The sequence below is a fragment of the Chitinophaga arvensicola genome, assembly GCF_900110835.1.
Taxonomy (GTDB): Bacteria; Bacteroidota; Bacteroidia; order Chitinophagales; family Chitinophagaceae; genus Chitinophaga; species Chitinophaga arvensicola.
The window spans coordinates 4,054,208-4,072,312 of record NZ_FOJG01000001.1; the positions used below are offsets into that span (position 1 = coordinate 4,054,208).

Annotated in this window: 17 protein-coding genes; 7 read left to right on the forward strand and 10 right to left on the reverse strand. The window is 48.0% G+C overall.

Features of this window, described 5'->3' with window-relative positions; genetic code table 11:
- Nucleotides 1-37 precede the first annotated feature (37 nt).
- From BMW79_RS16640 to BMW79_RS16685, 10 genes are all read right to left on the reverse strand, one after another.
- On the reverse strand, nt 38-631 hold the full coding sequence (locus BMW79_RS16640; protein ID WP_089896601.1) for an RNA polymerase sigma factor: 594 nt from the start codon (nt 629-631) through the stop codon (nt 38-40).
- A gap of 122 nt (nt 632-753) precedes the next feature.
- Nucleotides 754-1,737 (reverse strand): metallophosphoesterase family protein, encoded by a 984-nt coding sequence (locus tag BMW79_RS16645; protein WP_089896602.1) that lies wholly within the window; start codon nt 1,735-1,737, stop codon nt 754-756.
- A 7-nt stretch (nt 1,738-1,744) separates the two neighbouring features.
- On the reverse strand, nt 1,745-2,839 hold the full coding sequence (locus tag BMW79_RS16650) for an alkaline phosphatase family protein (protein ID WP_089896603.1): 1,095 nt from the start codon (nt 2,837-2,839) through the stop codon (nt 1,745-1,747).
- 17 nt (nt 2,840-2,856) lie between these two features.
- Nucleotides 2,857-4,101, reverse strand: coding sequence for a DUF2264 domain-containing protein (locus BMW79_RS16655; RefSeq protein WP_089896604.1), 1,245 nt, complete (start codon nt 4,099-4,101; stop codon nt 2,857-2,859).
- A 2-nt stretch (nt 4,102-4,103) separates the two neighbouring features.
- Nucleotides 4,104-5,222, reverse strand: a complete 1,119-nt coding sequence (locus BMW79_RS16660) for a glycoside hydrolase family 88/105 protein (RefSeq protein WP_089896605.1) — start codon at nt 5,220-5,222, stop codon at nt 4,104-4,106.
- A gap of 9 nt (nt 5,223-5,231) precedes the next feature.
- Nucleotides 5,232-6,143 (reverse strand): endonuclease/exonuclease/phosphatase family protein, encoded by a 912-nt coding sequence (locus tag BMW79_RS16665; protein ID WP_089896606.1) that lies wholly within the window; start codon nt 6,141-6,143, stop codon nt 5,232-5,234.
- Between the two features lie 2 nt (nt 6,144-6,145).
- Nucleotides 6,146-7,795, reverse strand: coding sequence for a RagB/SusD family nutrient uptake outer membrane protein (locus BMW79_RS16670; RefSeq protein WP_089896607.1), 1,650 nt, complete (start codon nt 7,793-7,795; stop codon nt 6,146-6,148).
- 20 nt (nt 7,796-7,815) lie between these two features.
- Complete coding sequence (locus BMW79_RS16675; RefSeq protein ID WP_089896608.1) at nt 7,816-10,950, reverse strand: SusC/RagA family TonB-linked outer membrane protein; 3,135 nt, start codon at nt 10,948-10,950, stop codon at nt 7,816-7,818.
- A gap of 448 nt (nt 10,951-11,398) precedes the next feature.
- Complete coding sequence (locus BMW79_RS16680; RefSeq protein WP_089896609.1) at nt 11,399-12,097, reverse strand: hypothetical protein; 699 nt, start codon at nt 12,095-12,097, stop codon at nt 11,399-11,401.
- A gap of 24 nt (nt 12,098-12,121) precedes the next feature.
- Nucleotides 12,122-13,927: a helix-turn-helix transcriptional regulator gene (locus tag BMW79_RS16685; RefSeq protein WP_143059184.1), complete on the reverse strand. Its 1,806-nt coding sequence runs from the start codon at nt 13,925-13,927 to the stop codon at nt 12,122-12,124.
- A 229-nt stretch (nt 13,928-14,156) separates the two neighbouring features.
- Here BMW79_RS16685 and BMW79_RS16690 point away from each other — a divergent pair, with 229 nt between their 5' ends.
- The 7 genes from BMW79_RS16690 to BMW79_RS16720 all read left to right on the forward strand — a co-directional run bounded on the left by BMW79_RS16690 (nt 14,157) and on the right by BMW79_RS16720 (nt 18,091).
- The gene (locus tag BMW79_RS16690) at nt 14,157-14,480 is read left to right on the forward strand and encodes an import component protein (protein WP_089896611.1); all 324 of its coding nucleotides are present in this window, start codon (nt 14,157-14,159) and stop codon (nt 14,478-14,480) included.
- A 7-nt stretch (nt 14,481-14,487) separates the two neighbouring features.
- Nucleotides 14,488-14,949, forward strand: a complete 462-nt coding sequence (locus tag BMW79_RS16695; protein ID WP_089896612.1) for a hypothetical protein — start codon at nt 14,488-14,490, stop codon at nt 14,947-14,949.
- A 168-nt stretch (nt 14,950-15,117) separates the two neighbouring features.
- Nucleotides 15,118-15,465: a hypothetical protein gene (locus BMW79_RS16700; RefSeq protein WP_143059185.1), complete on the forward strand. Its 348-nt coding sequence runs from the start codon at nt 15,118-15,120 to the stop codon at nt 15,463-15,465.
- A gap of 4 nt (nt 15,466-15,469) precedes the next feature.
- Entirely contained in the window at nt 15,470-16,414 is a 945-nt protein-coding gene (locus BMW79_RS16705) for an SPFH domain-containing protein (protein WP_089896614.1), read from the forward strand.
- A 15-nt stretch (nt 16,415-16,429) separates the two neighbouring features.
- Nucleotides 16,430-16,678 carry a hypothetical protein gene (locus tag BMW79_RS16710; protein ID WP_089896615.1) on the forward strand — a complete coding sequence of 83 codons (249 nt, stop codon included), beginning with the start codon at nt 16,430-16,432 and terminating at the stop codon, nt 16,676-16,678.
- A gap of 2 nt (nt 16,679-16,680) precedes the next feature.
- Complete coding sequence (locus BMW79_RS16715; RefSeq protein ID WP_089896616.1) at nt 16,681-17,511, forward strand: hypothetical protein; 831 nt, start codon at nt 16,681-16,683, stop codon at nt 17,509-17,511.
- 7 nt (nt 17,512-17,518) lie between these two features.
- A complete protein-coding gene (locus BMW79_RS16720; RefSeq protein ID WP_089896617.1) occupies nt 17,519-18,091 on the forward strand; it encodes a DUF6620 family protein in 573 nt (190 codons plus the stop codon).
- Nucleotides 18,092-18,105 lie beyond the last annotated feature (14 nt).

Sequence of the window (18,105 nt, forward strand, 5' to 3'; positions counted from 1 at the left end):
AAGCGAAAGGATAGGGGTAGTGGGAAGAAAAAAAAAGTTAACGGTGAATTTTCAGCAGGCAGATCGCCAGGCAACCGAGTGTGCTGCCATGTTCTTCCAGGTAGCGCTTTAACGAACGCAGGGCGGCCATCATATGTTTTTTTACAGTTTCCCGGGAGATGTTTAACTGTTGGGCGATTTCCTCGTGCCGCAGTCCTTCGGAACGACTCATCCTATATACTTTTTGCTGTTGCTCAGGGAGCAGGTTGACTGCTTTGTACAGGAGTAATTCCAGTTCCCGGTGCAGGGCGGCTTCTTCGGTAGGACTGCTGGTACCCGGTGCAGGATGCAGTTCCCGGATAATATTTTCTTCATGCGCTTTGCGCTTCATCCCGTTTAATACCAGGTTACGGGTCATCCGGTTAATATAACCGCCAAGATTATCAATGCCGGGTAAAGTATCCCGGTTGAGCCAGAGCTTTATCAGTACATCCTGTACAATATCTTTTGCGATCGGATCGGAGTCCGTCATCCGCAATGCGAAAGAGTAAATAAAAGGGTAGTAGTGATCAAATAAAAAACGGAAGGCTGATTCATCTCCGTTTGACAACCGTTCCAGCCATTGCCGCTCCATATTCATTTTTTCTTGCATGATCCGGAAACCAGTAGTTGATTGATTAGACGGCTAAATGTAGTGAAAAAATAGAAAACGGGGTGGTCATTTTATCAGCAGTAAAAACAAAGGCCCCTGCAAAGGGGCCTTGATGGTTTCCGTTATTTCGAAGCAGCATAACCGGGAAATCGTAGTTCCCTGCTGCTGATCTTCGTGGGAAATAACGCACGGATATGGTCGGGTGGGGTAGTCACAAAACTGCTTTCCGTACCGGCGATAGATAGTTTTCCTGCCGGATCCAACGTGAGGAAAGAATACAGACAATCTTTATAAAACCAGGCTTTACCACGGTAGGCATAGCTGGCGCTGTTCAGGATGAAATAGTGTACACCATTTCTTTCTCCATAGCGGTCTACATGATCATGCCCCATAAATACAGCCGCTACGCGGTTGCTTTTGCCCTGTTCCGCCGCCTGGAGATTCACTTCATCAAAGATGGACAGTATTTCAGGGGCATTGCCTATTTCCTGGAAAAAGTCACTGATGAAAACAGGTTGATGCATAAATACGATCACCGGGTAAGCGGTAGCGGCCAGATCTGCTTTCAGCCATTCCAGCTGCGCGGCATCGGTGAAACTGCGGGTAGTAGCGGTATTACCCCAGTTGCCGGTATCGTAGTCTGCCAGCGATCCATCTTCTTTTTTGAAGTAGTTGCGGTCCATGATCACAAAATGAAATCCATGCAGGTCGAAGGAGTAGTAAGGTGCGCGCATACCCCATAACTGCATAATTTTTTGCTTGCTGCATACATCCATGTCATGATTGCCCAGCACGTGATGCTTTGGACCTTTGAACCGGTTCCATTGCTGCATAATACCATCTGAACCTTCCGGCCGGCAAAAGTCGCCGCATTGGATGATAAAGTCGGGTGATGCTATCATCACGGCATCCATAAACGCTGTAATACGTTTTTCTTCATCCTGGCCAAATTGCAGGTGATGCAGATCGGAGATCATTCCTATCCGGAGTGGCTTTGCACTTTTATCGGGGGAAGCCGGAATCGCAAAACTGGTTTGACGAAGGAAGAAGGCGCCTCCTGCGAGTGCGGCGCCCCTGATAAATTTCCGACGGTTAACGGACAGCATGGGAAAATTATTTTGTTGTTTTTTTAATCCCTGGTATGGGCGCTCCTACCGGGTGATTGGCCGTGAAATGCAGACCCAGCAAACTTGCGGCGGTTTGTGCAATCTGATCCTGGTAAATGGTGCCGGCACTTTTTATTTCGCCGGTAGCTGGTGTATCGGGGCCTATTACCGCCAGCCAGGTATCGCCGGAACCGGCGGCGTTGGCGCCGTGGTCGGTCCACTGATTACCGTTACCACGACTGTGATCTGGATAAATAAAGATGGTAGTCTGGTCTTTATAGAAAGGATCGTTTTGGATCATGTTCCAGAGGCTTCCGATCATGGCATCCAGGTAGTGACCGGCATCCAGGTAGGAATCGTACTGACCCGCATGGCCGAAATCATCGGGATCCACAAAATCAATATGGGTAACACGTGGGTTATTGGCTTTCATGTAGGTTTTGGCAATGGCATAAGTGGCCACGTCGAACCGCACAGAATGCCCGAAGTAAGCGGGCAGATAGTCCTGTATTTCATTGGCCAGTTCCTGCGCTTCGGTTAACTTAGGACCGCTCACTTTTTCCATTGGATTGATGAGTGGGAGATGATTACGGTTTCTGTTCACGATTCTTGACACGGCATTCCAGCCGGCTATGGTCACAATTTTATTGTTGAATCCTTTTTGTTTGCCCAGGAAATCCAGGATGGTTTCATTGGGATTATCGGGATAGTCGTTCGAGTTAATGGTGGAATCGTAATATCCGCACAGTGTTTCACTTCTGCCGGGATAGGAGAACCAGTATTTGTTGCGGAGGTTTACCTCGTTGCCCAGATTCCGGTTGCCATACAATTGTCCTTTTGAAGCGATGGTGTTCCAGAAGAAGGGCATCAGTTTTTCCCTTCTCTGCTCCGGGGTGGCTGCCCAATACTTTTTAAAAAGGGAGGATGAATCCTGATCACGGTATTTACGGTTGTAGATCAGTGCGGAGTCGGCTCCTTCAAACACTTCTTTCCAGCGGTAGCCGTCGATGGAAATCAGCAGGATGTTTTTGGTCTGGTGTTGCTGAGCGAAGCCTGCAAGGCTGCTGCTTAGTAACAGGATGGCGCACCATATATTTTTCATATGCAATTATTGAGCGGTTAGTAATTTACTTTGTAATCTTTTTTGATGGACTGGCCGGACCATGCTTTTACGGAAGTCCATGGTGCTGCGGGTTCTGTCCAGAATGGATCATCAGCGGGAAGTCCCAGTGGGAGGAAACTCAGCGTGGCCATGTATAAACTGCCGGTGGAAGTATAGGCGTCTGCCAGCATCGGTTGATGACCATTTAATCCTAATACCAGCCAGCCATTTTTATCGAAGTTCTGGTTACCGGCAAACAGGCTTTTGGTGACGGCTGTTAACGCCGCCCGTACTTGTCCGTTGCTCAGTGTTTCGGGTAATTGTTTCAGCAGGGCACACTGGGCCAATGCCTGGAAGGCGGCGTTGCGGTAGGTCATGGACCTGCCGAATACCGGAAAGGTACCATCCGGAGCAATCATGCGTTCCTGGAATTCTGCATATCGCTGCATGCGTTTCAGTGCAATATGATAAGTGGCCGTATCTGACTTCTTCTGTGTTACCAGAACAGATAACAAGTCTATCAGCATCGGGTGGATCACAAAGGAATTGTAGTAGTCCATGCTGAAAAGCGGGCCATCGCTGTACCAGCCGTCACCGGCGTACCACTCCTTCATTTTTTCCAGACCAAATTGTATGCGTGCCGGATCATACTGCTCACCCAGTTGCAGGAGGAAGGCCTCATCGATGGCGGCAAACAGCAGCCAGTTGTTATAAGCAGCGGAACGTGTTCTGAGTGATTTAAAGCCCGTTATCAGATACTTTTTAGTGTTGCTGTCCAGGGGAGCCCAGAGTGCCTTTGGTGCCCTTAAAAAGGCTGCGGCAAGGTAAGCCGCGTCCACGATCGGTTGCCTGTCGTCGATATCAAAGCGGATAAAATCCGGGTCAGCCGGGTTGCAGGCGTTGTTTAAACCTTTCACGGCCTCCTGGCGTAGTTGCCGCCGCATATTGCCTTCTTCGGTATTATCGTCCGGTAAGGCAAGCCAGGGCGCAACGCCGGCGAGGGTTCTCCCGATGGCTTCCAGGTAAGTGAATTGCTTTGCATCACTGTAATAGCCTGGCCCCAGTTCGAGTGGCATCTGCTGTTTCAGCGTTCCCATCGCCAGGTGATGGATCACGGGATAGCTGATTTTATACAGCGACTTTACCCAGAAAGCGCGGTCCTGCTGCCCGTTTGGCGGCAGGGGCGCTTTTTGCGCATTTGCCGTAGAGATACTGCCCAGGCACATCAGCAGAAGGGTAAAGAAAAAAGAGGATTTAAGCATGATCACATTTTTTGTTGCACACGTGCATTGAATTTCATCATTTCCACACCAGCCAGCAGGAAGGCGCCTACGCCATAAACATCGGTGTCGTCAAAAGTAACTTTGTCCGGAGATGCGCCCTGTGGCTGCACAAAGCCCAGCTTGCCATCTTCGTGTATAGCATCGGTGAGCGACTGCCACGCCCGGTCAATAACCGGTTTGTATTTCCTGCGGGATAAGTATCCGTTGTTGACACCCCAGGTGAGTGCGTAGCAAAAAAAGGCAGTGCCACTGGTTTCCTTCACCGGGTAGGCAGCGGGATCAAGTAAACTGGCATGCCAGCTGCCATCGGGCTGTTGTAAGGCGGCTATGGCGGCAGACATTTCCTTTAGCTGTTTAATGAGAGCGGGTTTGGCGCGGCTGCTATCGGGCAGTACCGAGAGTACCCGTACCAGTCCGCCCATTACCCAGCCATTGCCTCTCGACCAGAAAACTTTTTTGCCGTTGGCTTCGCGTTTGGTAAAGTAGCGGCTGTCGCGGTAAAAGAGGTGTGCATCTTTATCGTATAAAAAGTCACTTGATTTCTTCCACAGGTATAAACACTTTTCCAGGTATTTGTAATCACCGGTAGCCTGTGTGAGATAAGCCAATGCCGGTGGTCCCATATAAAGTGCGTCGCACCAGGCCCATTCCCGGTAGTCAATGCGGTTGCCCCATTGCAGCGATTCCGTGTGCGGAAGCGTGACAAGGGTATCCGCCATACTTTTAAAATCCCTGATGTAAAGCGGATTTTTAAAGATGTTGTATAGCTGGATATAAGTTTGTGCTACACAATAGTCATCTGCACATTGGCGATCGTTGCCGATCTGCCAGTGGTTGTCTTCTCCCACCTGTTTCAATTTGTCGTAGTACTTTTCTTCCTGTGCGAGATTGGCCCAGGCCATCATACCAGTGAGTAATACACCGCTGGTCCAGTCTTTTTTGGATGTTTTCCATCCTGCAGTTTCCAATGTATTCCATTGCCAGTCGGCTACTTTTTTCATGGTCTGAAAAATGGCTGCCGTGTCGCGGATCGATGATTGTGCGTTGACCAGCAGGCAGGTCATCAGCAATATCGGAATGATGAATAAACGTTTTTTCATGTAGTCGTATTAGTTAGGAAGCATAAAGTCGGCGATTACCGGGTAGTGGTCAGACAGGTACCCTGTTGCGTCTCCATTGGCAATGAATGCATTGGTGCATGCATGTGCCATGGAAGGCGTAGCCAGGATGTAATCCAGTCTTTGCCGCCTTTGAATTACTTCTTCCATATTTTTCCGGTAGCGGCCAATCAGGATGGGTGTGGAGTAACTAAAGCGGTTTTCGGAAGCAACATATTTCCGGCAAACATCTATCATTGGTGTGGAGAGAAATTTGCTGATCACGCTGTAGTCGAAGTATTCGTCGGCCAGGTTTTTATATTGCAGGCTTTTCCGGTCGCTGATAATGTCTTTTTCCAGCAACAGGGGTACTCGTTTTTTCATATCGTCGTCCAGTGGGGAGTTGGCATTGAAATCTCCCAGAACAATACACCTGCCGTTTTCCAGCTGCTGCCCGGTGATGCGGCTGATAATGGTATCTGCTTCCCTGCCGCGGATGCGGTAATCGTCCGGGCTGAGATGTACTACAAATATATCTATGCCGCCTACCTGGCAATGCAGCATGCCGTGCCACATGCCTTCCAGTTTCCGTTCCTTAACGGTAATGGGCATATTGGAAGTAAGTCCGACCGAATAGCCTTTTGTTTTCAGCAACACAGTGTAAGGATGTCCCCAGCCGCGTGCTTCGGTTTGTAATCGTTCTGCTGAGTAATCGCAGAGTTCCTGCAGGGCAACAATATCCGGTTTTTGGGAATAGATCCAGGCAGCAGTTTTTTGCTGCCGCCCGGTATCTTTTCCAAAATTAAATCCATCCATGATATTATAGGTCATCACCCGCAGGTGGCGATCCTGGCCTGTGGCTGCGATGTGCAGCAGGCAGGCGCTGATCAGTAATATCCATCCTCTTTTCATATTCCGCTTCATGATTACCAGTTAGGATTAGGGATCAGGTTGGGATCATAGGCAAATTCCGTGGTAGGAATGGGCCAGAGATAATCCCGGTTAGGTCTGAAGCTGCGTTTATCAGCCGGTTGTGCGATGATAAACCCATCTGCGGTGAGTTTCGGGTTGGTCAGGTCGCCCTGTTCCGCCTTGATGTATTTTGATCCCAGTATGGCTTTGGGCAATTCCACTTCGGCTGTTTTCCATCTCAGCAGATCCCAGTAGCGGTAGCCTTCCATGGCCAGTTCTACGGTGCGTTCGCGGCGGATTTCTTCCCGCATATCCAGGCCGTTGGCCGTTACAAAACCATTGGTGAGTGGCGTAACACCGCCTGCACCGTTCCTGTTACGGATCTTATTGATGGTGGTGTTCAGCTGGTCGTCGGTGATGCTTCCGTTTAATTCATAGAGTGCTTCTGCGTAGTTCAGCAATACTTCTGCGTAGCGGATAATTGCGAAATCGGTGAAGCTGCCGTTGTCCCAATCCGTTTTATTGAACCATTTGGCTACTTTATAGCCGGTTACGGTAAACTGGAAACTGGGTACATAGAAAGACGTAGCATACCAGAGTTTTTTATTGAATACGGTCATGCCTGCTCTCGGGTCCCTGTTTTCAAACTGGGAGAGGGTAGTGGTTTGTTCCTTTGCAAATGCAGATTTTGCAATGGGCAATCCATCCTTGTACAGGTACAGATCGAGGAGTGCTTTGGTAGGCGTGATATAGGCCTGTTCAATATTACCGGATACGTTATGGGTAGATATTTTGTTGGCGATATCTTTTCCGTAGAGGCGTACCAGTACGTTTTCTTTATTGGCTTTACCTTCTCCCACAAACTGGAAAAGATAGAAATAGCTGCTGTCCGGTTTGGGAGCATATTGCCAGATATCGTATTTGCCACTGTTAACAACGGCGCCTGCGGCATTTACGGCGATGGTTAAATCGGCCTTGCTGTTACCATAACCGAAGAACTTTTCGCGGGTACCTTCAAAGAGCGCTACCCTGGATTTGAAGGAGAGGGCGGCGCCTTTGGTGATCCTGCCGTAATCGGCATTGGCCTGTACGTCGATTTCAGGTACCACGGAAGCGGCATAATCGAGGTCGGCATAGATCTGTGTGATCACCTGTGCCCGGGGCGTTCTGAAAGCCTGTGTGAGCGAATCTCCGAGAACGAAGGTTCTGAGGATGAGTGGCACATCCCCGAATCTTTTCAGCAATTCAAAATAAGCCCAGGCTCTGAAAAAGGAAGCTTCGCCTCTGGCCTGGTTGATTATTTTCTGATCGCCGGTAATGCTGCCGGATTTTTCCAGGATGGTATTGCTTCTTCTGATGAGGGTGTAGTTATCGTTCCAATCGGCGCTGGTAGCGGGCGCCAGTCTTGATCCGTCACTGATATTATTGGGACCGGTGGCGTAAGCAATATCAGAATAGTTATCCTGGTAGCTGTTGGCAATTACCGGCAACGACAGGTAGAGTGCATTTGCGGCGGATATCAGGTCGTTGGGCGTCTTCCAGAAAGATGCATCGGTAACAGCTGTTTCCGGAAATTTATCCAGTTTCCGGCTACAGGCTGATAGTACGAGGACGCCTGTAAAAACCGTGATTATATTTTTCCATGTATAATTAATCTTAAACATAGCTAGCTTTTTAAAGAGTTCTAAAAGGTCACATTCAATCCGGCAGCATAGGAGCGGAAGAAAGGATAGTTAAAGGCGGTGTTGTTGGGCTCTTCCGGATCGTAATATTTCATCCACATCTTTGAGTTTTCCCAGAGATCCTGTCCGGAGAGATAGATCCGTACTGCTTTCATGCCTGCCTTTGACGTGAGGGTTGCGGGAAGGGTATAACCGATCTGCAGATTTTTGAGGCGGATATACGCTGCATTCTGTACCCACCAGCTGGAGGTAGAGGTATTCTGACCGCCGCCTATGTAAAGTCTCGGATAACGTGCATCCTGGTGATCAGGCGTCCAGTAGTCTTCCTGTCCTTTTACGGGTTGTCTCCAGCTTTCCACGAATGGAACGATGAAATAGGAATTGATGAGCATCTGGCGCTGACCAACCCCCTGGAAGAAGGCCGCGAAATCGAGGCCTTTGTAATTAAAGCCCAGGTTGAAGCCATAGGTATAACGGGGAGTGGTACTGCCCAGTTTTACGAGGTCGCCATGATTTTCTTTGGTGTTTAAGCCGGCATCGATGCGGTTGTTTTTATCGATATCGTCGTAAATAATATCACCAGCACCGGTGATGTTGCTCTGGAATACGCCGCGTTTTTGTACCTGGTCGGCGCTGGAATATAATCCCAGTGCGCGGTAGCCCCAGATAGAGTTTATTTCTTCTCCTTCAATTACGCCTCTTACACCGGCGGTATACACAGAAGCGCCCTGGTATTTCAGTACTTTATTTTTACTGTCGGAGATGTTACCGTTGATCCAGTAGCTAAAGTTTTTACCGATTTTGTCGCGCCAGCCTAAGGATACTTCCCAGCCCCATGCCTTCATGGACGCGTAGTTGTACTGACCGGTGGGAATGCCTATCATAGCGGTAGTGTTGACAGTTACCAGCATGTTTTCATTTTTCTTCACGTAGTAGTCGCCGCTAAAGGTTAACCGGTTGTTCAGCGTAGCGAAGTCGAGTCCTCCATCGGTGGTCGCAATTCTCTCCCATGTTTTCTCCGGGGAAGCCAGTGCATTGTTGTAATAGCCGTAAGTGCTTACGTTATTGAACGGATAGGCGGCGGATTTGCTGAGGGAAGAAATGTAATCGTAGCTACCAAAGTTGCTGAGGTCGGAGTTACCGAGTTTACCGTAGGAACCACGGATTTTAAACTCGTTGAATACCGGCAGCAGGGAGTTAAACCAAGGCTCTTTCGATACGCGCCATGCGGCGGACACAGAAGGGAATGCCTGGTAGCGGTAGCCTGGCGCCAGTTTGGAGCTACCATCGTATCGGAGTACAGCTTCCAGGAAATATTTGTCGGCGTAGTTGTAGCTCAACCGGCCAAAGTAGGATTCCATGGCCCAGGTGTTCACCGTGTCCGAAGCTGCGTAGAGCGTAGGATCTCCGAGGTTCAGGGAAAAGAGGTCGTTGCTGCTGAGATTTTTAGCGGTTGCCGCATTGATCTGTTGCCTGTAATCTTCGAACTGGTAACCGCCCAGGAGGTGGAACTGGTGGGCATTTCCGAGCGTCAGATTATAGTCGGCCAGCAACTGATAATTGGCTCTGAAAACGTTTGCATTCTGGACGCTGTAAGAGTTGGGATTATTGTAATAACTGGAAACCCCTACTGCATTGTATCTTGGAATGGTGCGGATGCTGCGGCCATAGTCGTAGCTCTGGAGATACGGTGCATAGATCGCTTTCAGGCTGAGACCTTTTACCAGTTCGGAAGTTTTGAGGGTGAATACACCGCTGAAATTATCGGTGCGTTCGTCTGTTTTCCCACCGTCTTTCAGGTAGGCGTACGTCTGGTTGGCGGAGGAATAATCATTGTAATGGTCTGCATTATCGGGTGTATGTACCGGTGATACAGAGCGCAATACGTAGATGTTGTACAACAGGCCATAGTCGCCGTCTGTAGCCGCCATCGGCGATAATACGCGCTGGTTGGCATAGGCCAGGCGGGAGTCCAGGCTTAACCAGTTGGTGAATTTTGTATTGAGATTGAGACGGAAGTTGTATCGTTTGTAATCATCGGGGCCAAATTTAAACAGGCCGCTCTGGCTGTAGTACCCACCGGAGAACAGGTATTGTGTATTGCTGTTGCCGCCGGCCACGCTGATATTGTGTTGTTGCTGTTGGGTAGTTTTCCGCGCCACGGAGTCGATCATGTTTACGTTGTCGTAGTATTCGTAGCTGCTCGGGTTAGCGGGATTGATGCGGTAATTGAAATTCGGATCTTTGAACCAGGCAATCTGCTGATCGGTCCAGGTAGCGCCCTGGCCTGCATTGAGCCGGGATTCATTCAGCATTTCCGCTTCGCGCCAGGAGTCGATTCTTTCCGGCATACTATAAGCTCTGTTGATGCTGTACATACCATCGTAGGACACGGTGAGTTTACCTTCCCTGCCACGTTTGGTGGAGATGAGGATAACGCCGCCGGCGGCTCTGGCGCCGTAAATAGCGGCAGCTGCTGCGTCTTTCAGTACGGATACAGATTCAATATCGTTCTGGTTGAGTGCATTGATATTGGCCTGTTCCACACCATCCACGAGTATCAGCGGACTGGAACCGTTAACGGAAGTGAAGTTGCGGATCTGTGCGGTCCAGTTTTCCTTGCCGGGTTGGCCGGAAGAGCGCGTGATGACCAGGCCGGGAGCAGTTCCCTGTAAGGCGCTGAGGGCGTTGGTAACAGGGCGGTTGGCGATGGTTTCGGCATTAATAACAGATACCGCGCCGGTTACACTTGATTTCTTTTGTGTGCCGTATCCCACCACCACTACATCGTTCAGTACGGAACTGGATGGGTTCAGGGAAACTTCCAGGTAAACGCCATCCTGCACAGCTATTTTTTTCGGTTTGAAGCCGAGGAATTCTACGGTAAGAGAATCTGCGTTGGCTGCTTTAATCGTGAACTCGCCGTTTTTGTCGGTGATGGTGCCACCGCCTTTGGAAGTTCTGATGGTAGCGCCGGGAATAGGCTGTTGTGTATCCGATAAAATTTTCCCGTGTTGCTCTTTGGGCGTTGTCTGTGAGAAAGTGTTCAGGCAGAAAGAGGCCTGTAACAGGAACGACAGCGTCAACCCTTTTTTGATTTTACGGGCAAAAGGAGTCCCTGATCTATTTTTTTTCATAGATTTGTTAGCTAATAATTAAACGAATGGAGCAATCTGTAACGACGCTTGCTCTAATTTTTTGATTTTAAGGGAAGAGGCTTCTTCCCTTTTTTTTGTCCGGTTGGTGTCCGTTTACATAGTTGACGTTTAGATCGTGATAAAATAGCATGGCCCCCTTTGAAGATCACTTCAAAATATACATTAGAGGAAGGCGGTTACGATTAGTCCAAGGCTAGGTAGCTGGCATCTGGTTTAATAAAAGCCCGCTTTAATTACATGACATTGTAAAGTTAAACTAAACAAATTTCAATCTGAGTGAACAAATTGTTACGAAATCTTTAATGCTTTGTTGCGTAGAAAGGTGGCATCGCCGTGAGGGTGACGCGTGGGGAAACGTAGTGTCAGCGTGGATAGCAGGGCAGATGGTGCCCGGAACAGTGCTTTTGTTATTCCGGGCAGTGGTGTGTTATTCCTCTTCTTCCTCTTCTCCGTCTTCATCTTCATAAGATATATAAGACCAGTCAACATCAAGCGTATCCAGCAGGCGGTCAAATCGTTCCTGATCGCTTGTGCCTGCGAAGATACCGGTACAGGTATGTTGTTCGTCAAAGGAGAGACTGATTACTTCGTAGAAGTTTTTCGTGTAAACTTTTTGTCGTTCCCAACTGATGTCGGGTACTTCCGTCCAGTTCTGTGTGATGGCATCTACGGTGGCAGGTGTAATCTGTTCCAGCGCGTTTGCATGATATTTCAATCCACCGAGGGTGCCGTTATATATAGCCATCAGCAACAGGAAGCCGGTGGTTGTTTTTGTTTCCAGGGTCCATACCGGTGCTGCGGAAGTACCATAGTTGGCCCACACCGGTGGATCGCTTTGCAGGAGATCTTCTTCCTTTATTCCCCAGCAGGCTGCCCGCTGGTTTTCTTCATAAAACACGAGATAACGGTCGTCGGAAAATCCGATTGCTTTACCCGGTTTCAGCAATCTGTTATGGGAATAATTAATGGCTTCGTTTTTTCCCAGGGTGAGGTAGTATTCCCTGAGTTTTTCCGGGAGGGAGAGCTGGAGCTGTTGTTCGAGTGTTGCTATTTCATTTTCGGAGAAGCCCAGGTGGCCGTTTTCATCCAGGTCGTAGAGTCGTTTTATTTTCCGGGTATTTGTCATGTTGTTTCTTTTGATAATCTTACCTCAGCTTCCCAGTCGCTGCAGGAAGCTATTCAAGTCAGCCTCCTTATCCAATCCGAGTTTTTGTTTAATCCGGTACCGGCTCATGCGGACGCTTTTGGCTTCGATGTTCATCAGCTGGGAAATCTGCCGGGTATCCATTTTGAGATAAAGATAGGCGCATAGTTTCAGATCCAGCAGTGTTAATTTTTTTTGTGCCGTATCATTGAGCAGCAGGAAGAAGTCGGGGTGGATCTGTTGTATTTCCAGTTTGGCATGTTCAAAATCGTTATCGATCACCATTTCTTCTTTCAGCATTTTCTGGGTGCTGACGGCATCGCCTTCGGTGAGTTTATCTTTTATATTGAGGAGCATCTGGTTTTTGTATTCCAGTTGCAACACATTTGCCATTACTTCTTTTTTCAGTTGTTGTTGCTGGGTTTCCAGCAATAGTTGTTCTGCCCGCAGCCTGGCATGTGCTTCTTTCTCCAGTTTTATCTGCATTTCGGAGTCCTGCTTTTCCAGTTGCAGTTGTTTTTCCCGTTGCAGGGAGTAGCGCAATCTGAAGTGATAGGCCAGGAACATGAATATCAGTCCTATTACCAAAGCGATGGCGATGCCGGCATACAGGTAGTTTTGCCGGGTCTGGCTTTTCTGTCTTTCTTTCAGAAGCTGTATTTCCTGGTTGTGTTTTTCGGTTTCGTATTGAATTTCCAGCTTTTGGGTATTGAGTACCTGTTGCTGGTTGAAGTTCTTCTTATTATATAAGGTCACTTCTTTCTGAAAGGCCAGTGCTTTTTCGAAATCGCCTCTTTTTTCGTATAGGCCAGATAGTGACTGCACCACATTGATGAGGGTATAGTAAGCCGGAGAGGGGGCGCTTTTCATCAGGTGATAGGCCTCCATCAGGTAGTTCTCCGCCTGGCCATAGTTTTCCTCGCGCATGGCGTATTCACTCAGGATACCAAGACTGCTGGCTGCCACATCTTCCGTATTGGGGGTGTTTTTCAGGACAGCCCGGGCGGTATTGGCATATTGTGTGGCTTGTATTTTAGCGCCGGCATCATTTGCCGGGAAGTATCTCAGGTAGCTGCTGGCGATATTGATCAGGGCAATGGCGTAAGTGTTATCCGCCACCTTACCGGGAAATTGATGATAAAGGGAATCCGTTTTTGCCAGGTAATAAAGTACGCTATCCAGTTCGGGTCTGCTCTTTTGTGTGTTGTATTTATATTCATGGGCAACAGACATAGCGGTATAGCAGTTGCTCAGCAGGTTATAATCGGTAGTCCGGAGGGCATTATCTGTGGCAGCACGGGCGTAGGTGTTTACCTTTTCTTCGTTGTCCCAACCGGAATTGACCGCATACAGCTGGTAATATATTTTGGCGGCGATATACGGGTCTGTTTTCTTTTCCAGTTGTCTTAACGCCTGCTGACAGTACTTGACAACTTCATCGGATTTATCGAGTGTCTTATATAATAAGGCACGGGAATAATACGCATATGCCATGGCAATAGCGTCATGAGATTGCTGGGCGGTGTTGATGGCCGAATCGCTGGTTTGTTTCAGATCTGAGAACTGCTGGGTATTGGCTTTAACGTTTGTTAATAGTGTATAGGCCTTTGTGGCTTCGACATAATTTTTTTGCTGTAATGCGTGAAGGGCACTTTGCCGGGCGGTGGTAATGGCCAGTGCATAATTTTTACTGACCCGGTATGTTTCCGCTGCTTTCAGGGAGGAAGTATCTATAGGTGATTGCGCCTTGCCCTGCAGCGCAACCCCTAAGGCTAACATCCAGATTAACAATCGATATGGTAATAACTTCATGGGAGTAAATTACTACAAATCGGAAAAAGTAAATAGAAAATTTCTACGGGTTTATGTTTGTTAGCATGTATAACTAATTGTTTTTTATATAATTAAAAATGTTGTAGTCGTTTTGTAGTCGCGTTTTCAGGAAGAGGTAGTCGTTTTGTAGGATGCCTTTGAACGGAATTGCGGAGTGGAACCAACAAATTTGCATCAGGCAATTCCGCCCCACGAAAACCTAAAAACGATGAGCAACAAAACATTATCCATTTTGTCATATGTGACCCTCATAGGCTGGTTGATTGCCTATTTCTCCGGAAAGGATAAAGCCGACGGTCTGCTGACCTATCATCTGAAGCAGTCATTCGGACTGGCCATTGTAAGTATCCTCTTCAATATTACGTTGAGTGTAATCGCGTTCCTGGTGCCATCGCTTTCTTTCCTGGGCCTGTTGGGATTTGCTATTCTTATCTTCTCGGTACTCGGAATGATCAATGCGGCTAACAACGCAGAAAGACCGGTACCTGTTTTCGGTAAGGTATTCGAGGACAAATTTTCATTTATCAGTTAGTAACCATATGGAACCACATCAATATTTTACCCGGGAGGGAAATGTATACGTTAAGAAGAACCAGATATTGCTCTATTGTTTGTTAGCCCTTTTATTGTTTGGCCTGATGGCATTTATCTTCACCAAAAACCTGAATGCCGGCGCGAAGGGAGCGGCGGTGTTGTTTGGGCTGCTGGGAGTGATCCTCATTTTGCGGATGACCGGGAAGTTCAGGATAGATGTGGACCGGCGTGTGCTGAGCAATCAGCCGGTGTTTTTTGTCAGTCCCACGGAATATAGTTTCGACGACTTTCAGCATTTCACTATTTCCCGGCAAACCTTCCTGATCACTTTAAATGCCTCGGCGACGATGGTGATGCTTAAGAAAGGGAAAGAAAAGCACCTGCTGGTGCATCAGAGCATTTTCCTGACCAAACCGCTGCAACGGGTTACGGAGGAGATTGCGGGGATCATGGGATTACCCGAATAGGTATTACTAATCTATAAAGTTTTACAAATGGCATCGGATCAGGCAATACTTATGGATGGGCAATTACGGATTCAGCCCAACAGGAGCTATAAAAGTAAAATTATCATTTGTGCTTTGCTTGCCGTGGCAGCGTTTTTGATAACATGGCTGTGGTCTCTGTCGTATAATATGCGGATGCTGATCGGATGTATCGGGCTGGTTTGTGCAGGATATGCGGTGACAGACTTTTTGTTTAAAGTAAACCTCACTTATATTTTTGATCCGGTGGAGCGGGTAGTGTACCAGAAAGTACCCGGTTTGTATACCCGTAAACTGATGTCTTTTGATGAGGTGTATATTCTGCCGGAAACCACGCACGGCGAAGTACATTATGTGATGTCCAATAAAAAGAACAAATACGGCCGGAACTATGCCCTCAGCAATTACTTTTCGCTTACGCGTAAAGGACAGCAGAAACAGGCATTGTTTGAGGACGAAGTACTTGAAGTGATCATAGAACTATTATCAAAACGCTAAAGCTATGGGACTACCTTTTTTAGAAATCATTGAGTCGGTTACACCAGACCCCAATGCGTTGATGTGGAAGTTTGCCGACGCGGATAAAGAAATCAAGAACGGGGCGATGCTCACGGTGCGGGAAAGTCAGCATGCGCTTTTGTTGAACGAAGGGCAGCTGGCAGATGTATTCCCTGCCGGAAAGTACTCCCTTGAAACAGAAAACATTCCGGTAATGACGCGGCTCCGGGGCTGGAAGTATGGATTTGAAAGTCCCTTTAAGGCAGATATCTATTTTTTCAATACCCATCAGTTTATTAACCTTAAATGGGGAACACCTGCGCCGGTGCTGATGCTGGATCCTGTTTTTGGCCAGGTACGTATCCGGGCTTTCGGTACGTACAACATCCGGATTGTGGACGTGGGGCGCTTTTTTAAAGAGTATGCCGGCACATGGCCCAGGCTGGGCATTACAGAGTTGGAGTTGCAGCTTCGGGATTTCATTGCACCGAAATTCGGTGAGGTGTTGTCGCTGGCGAAAATACCGGTGGTAGATGCCGCCGGCAATGTGCCCGCTTTGAATGAAAAGATTCAGCCACTCATCCAGCCTTATTTTACGGACTTTGGTCTGGAGGTAACCCGTTTTACGATCACCAGTATTACGTTGCCGGAAGAAGTACTCAAACAGTATGATAAGGTCACTGGCATGAACATGGTGACGGATATGAATAAATTTTCCCAGTATAGTATAGCCAATGCCATGGATCAGGAAGGTTCCGACCTGGGAGCCGGTGCGCGGACAGGCATAGCGCTGGGTATGATCACGAACCTGAGTACTGCTGCTGCAAAGCCTGCACCGCCGGAAGATATTACAGAACGGCTTAAAAAGCTGAAAGCCCTTTTTGAAGCAGCACTGATTACCGAAGCAGAGTATGCAGCGAAGAAAGAAGAACTCCTGAAATTATTGTAACCCAATTTTACCGGTATGGCAGAAGAAAAGAATAAGCGGATGCTATCTTACCTGGAACAGCTGAAGCTGAAAGCTACGCAACAGCCGCATTATGGCGGTGACATCACCAATGAAGAAGCGCAGATGGATATCCGGGATTGCCCGGAATGCGGCGCCGCCAGGGCTTATCACAAAGGCCTCACTGCCTGTGCCTATTGTGGATTTGTATTTATGGAAACAAAGCTGACAGACGGTATCCATATCAAAAAAGAAAATAACTCCTAGTCATGTTTGGTTTATTTGGTAAGAAATATAGTAACCCTGCGTTGCTGGAGGAGCTTCGCACAAGGCAGGATCGTTGGTTTGTGTTCCTGGATAAACTGGAAACACGTATGGATGAACTGACCACTGCGGCAGTACCGGAACTGCATACCGTATATCAACAGGATGATGATCCTTACAAACGGTCGCATGGCCAGATGCTGATGGGATTGATCGGCCAGGTGAACCACATGAGGGAAAAGGCGAATGAAGTCAGGGAAGATAATATCGTTTCTTTTCTCTATGGCGCAGAAGCGACAGTACCGGTGATCACTTCTGAGGCCGGGCGTGATTATCACAACCGTATCCTTGCATTCCGGATGGCCTGTATCAACCGGTATTATATTTTTGATGAGAAGGTCAATGAGGCTATTGTGCTGCTGAAAGGAACCGAGGGGCAGCAAGACCTGGAAGGTGCTTACAGGGAACAGCTGGCTGCTTTTGAAAGGATCCGTGATAAGTTTAGTTGCAAGCAATGTGGCGGTAATATCACCATACCCAAAATGTTTTTTATAGATACTTATGTAACCTGTTCCTTCTGTCATTCGCAGAATACTTTTAAGCCATCTACGGCGGCGCGCATGGTGATGCACAATGCGCGCGCACTGGCAGAACAGCGGACCGCGCAGCTGCTCCGGGCCTATGAAGAAAGTAACCCGCAGGATCGCAGTTTGTATGCAATATATCTGCGGGCTATGTTCAACGAATGGAACAGCATTGTTCCGGACATGGCCGTGGAAAATGAAAAGTTTTATCAGCGTTTACTCGAAGAACATACTATTAACCATTTTAAATAGAAACTTTATGTCTGAAAATCCATTATTAGCTCCTATTCACGGTATTACACTGGAAGACTACAGTGCAGCCTGTGCAAGAATGGGCAGCGGTTTAAGCGAAGAAGAAGTAGCCAAAGCACTGGGTGTAGAATTACCTGTTTGGCAGGAAGCTAACCTGTTGTGGCCGGAGCGCATGAAACAGGATGCTACTTTTCATATTGTTACTTTGTTTGGTCAGTACTTCGGGCAGGCCGATCAGCATCCGAAGTTCAGTGTAGTAAAAGCAGCTCCTCCTTCCGCCGAAGGCAATGCCAATACAGAAAAAATTAAAGCGGATAAAGATTACTACCAGGAGCTGGAGGTGGCCAGGCAGGTGGCTTATGATTATGGCGTAGATGGGGCTCAATGGATCCTTGACAAGTACGGGATTACCATTGGAGATTTCCAGATCGCGGCTTCCCGCTGGAACGATCAGATTCACCGCGACATACAGGCAGATTATGCCGGTTACAATGCGCGGCAGGCGGCTTACAAAGCGAAATACCAGCAGTTGTTTGCAGCGGCGCAGGGTGGTAATGTAGCCGATGATATTGAATTTTAAAACGGATCCTGCAA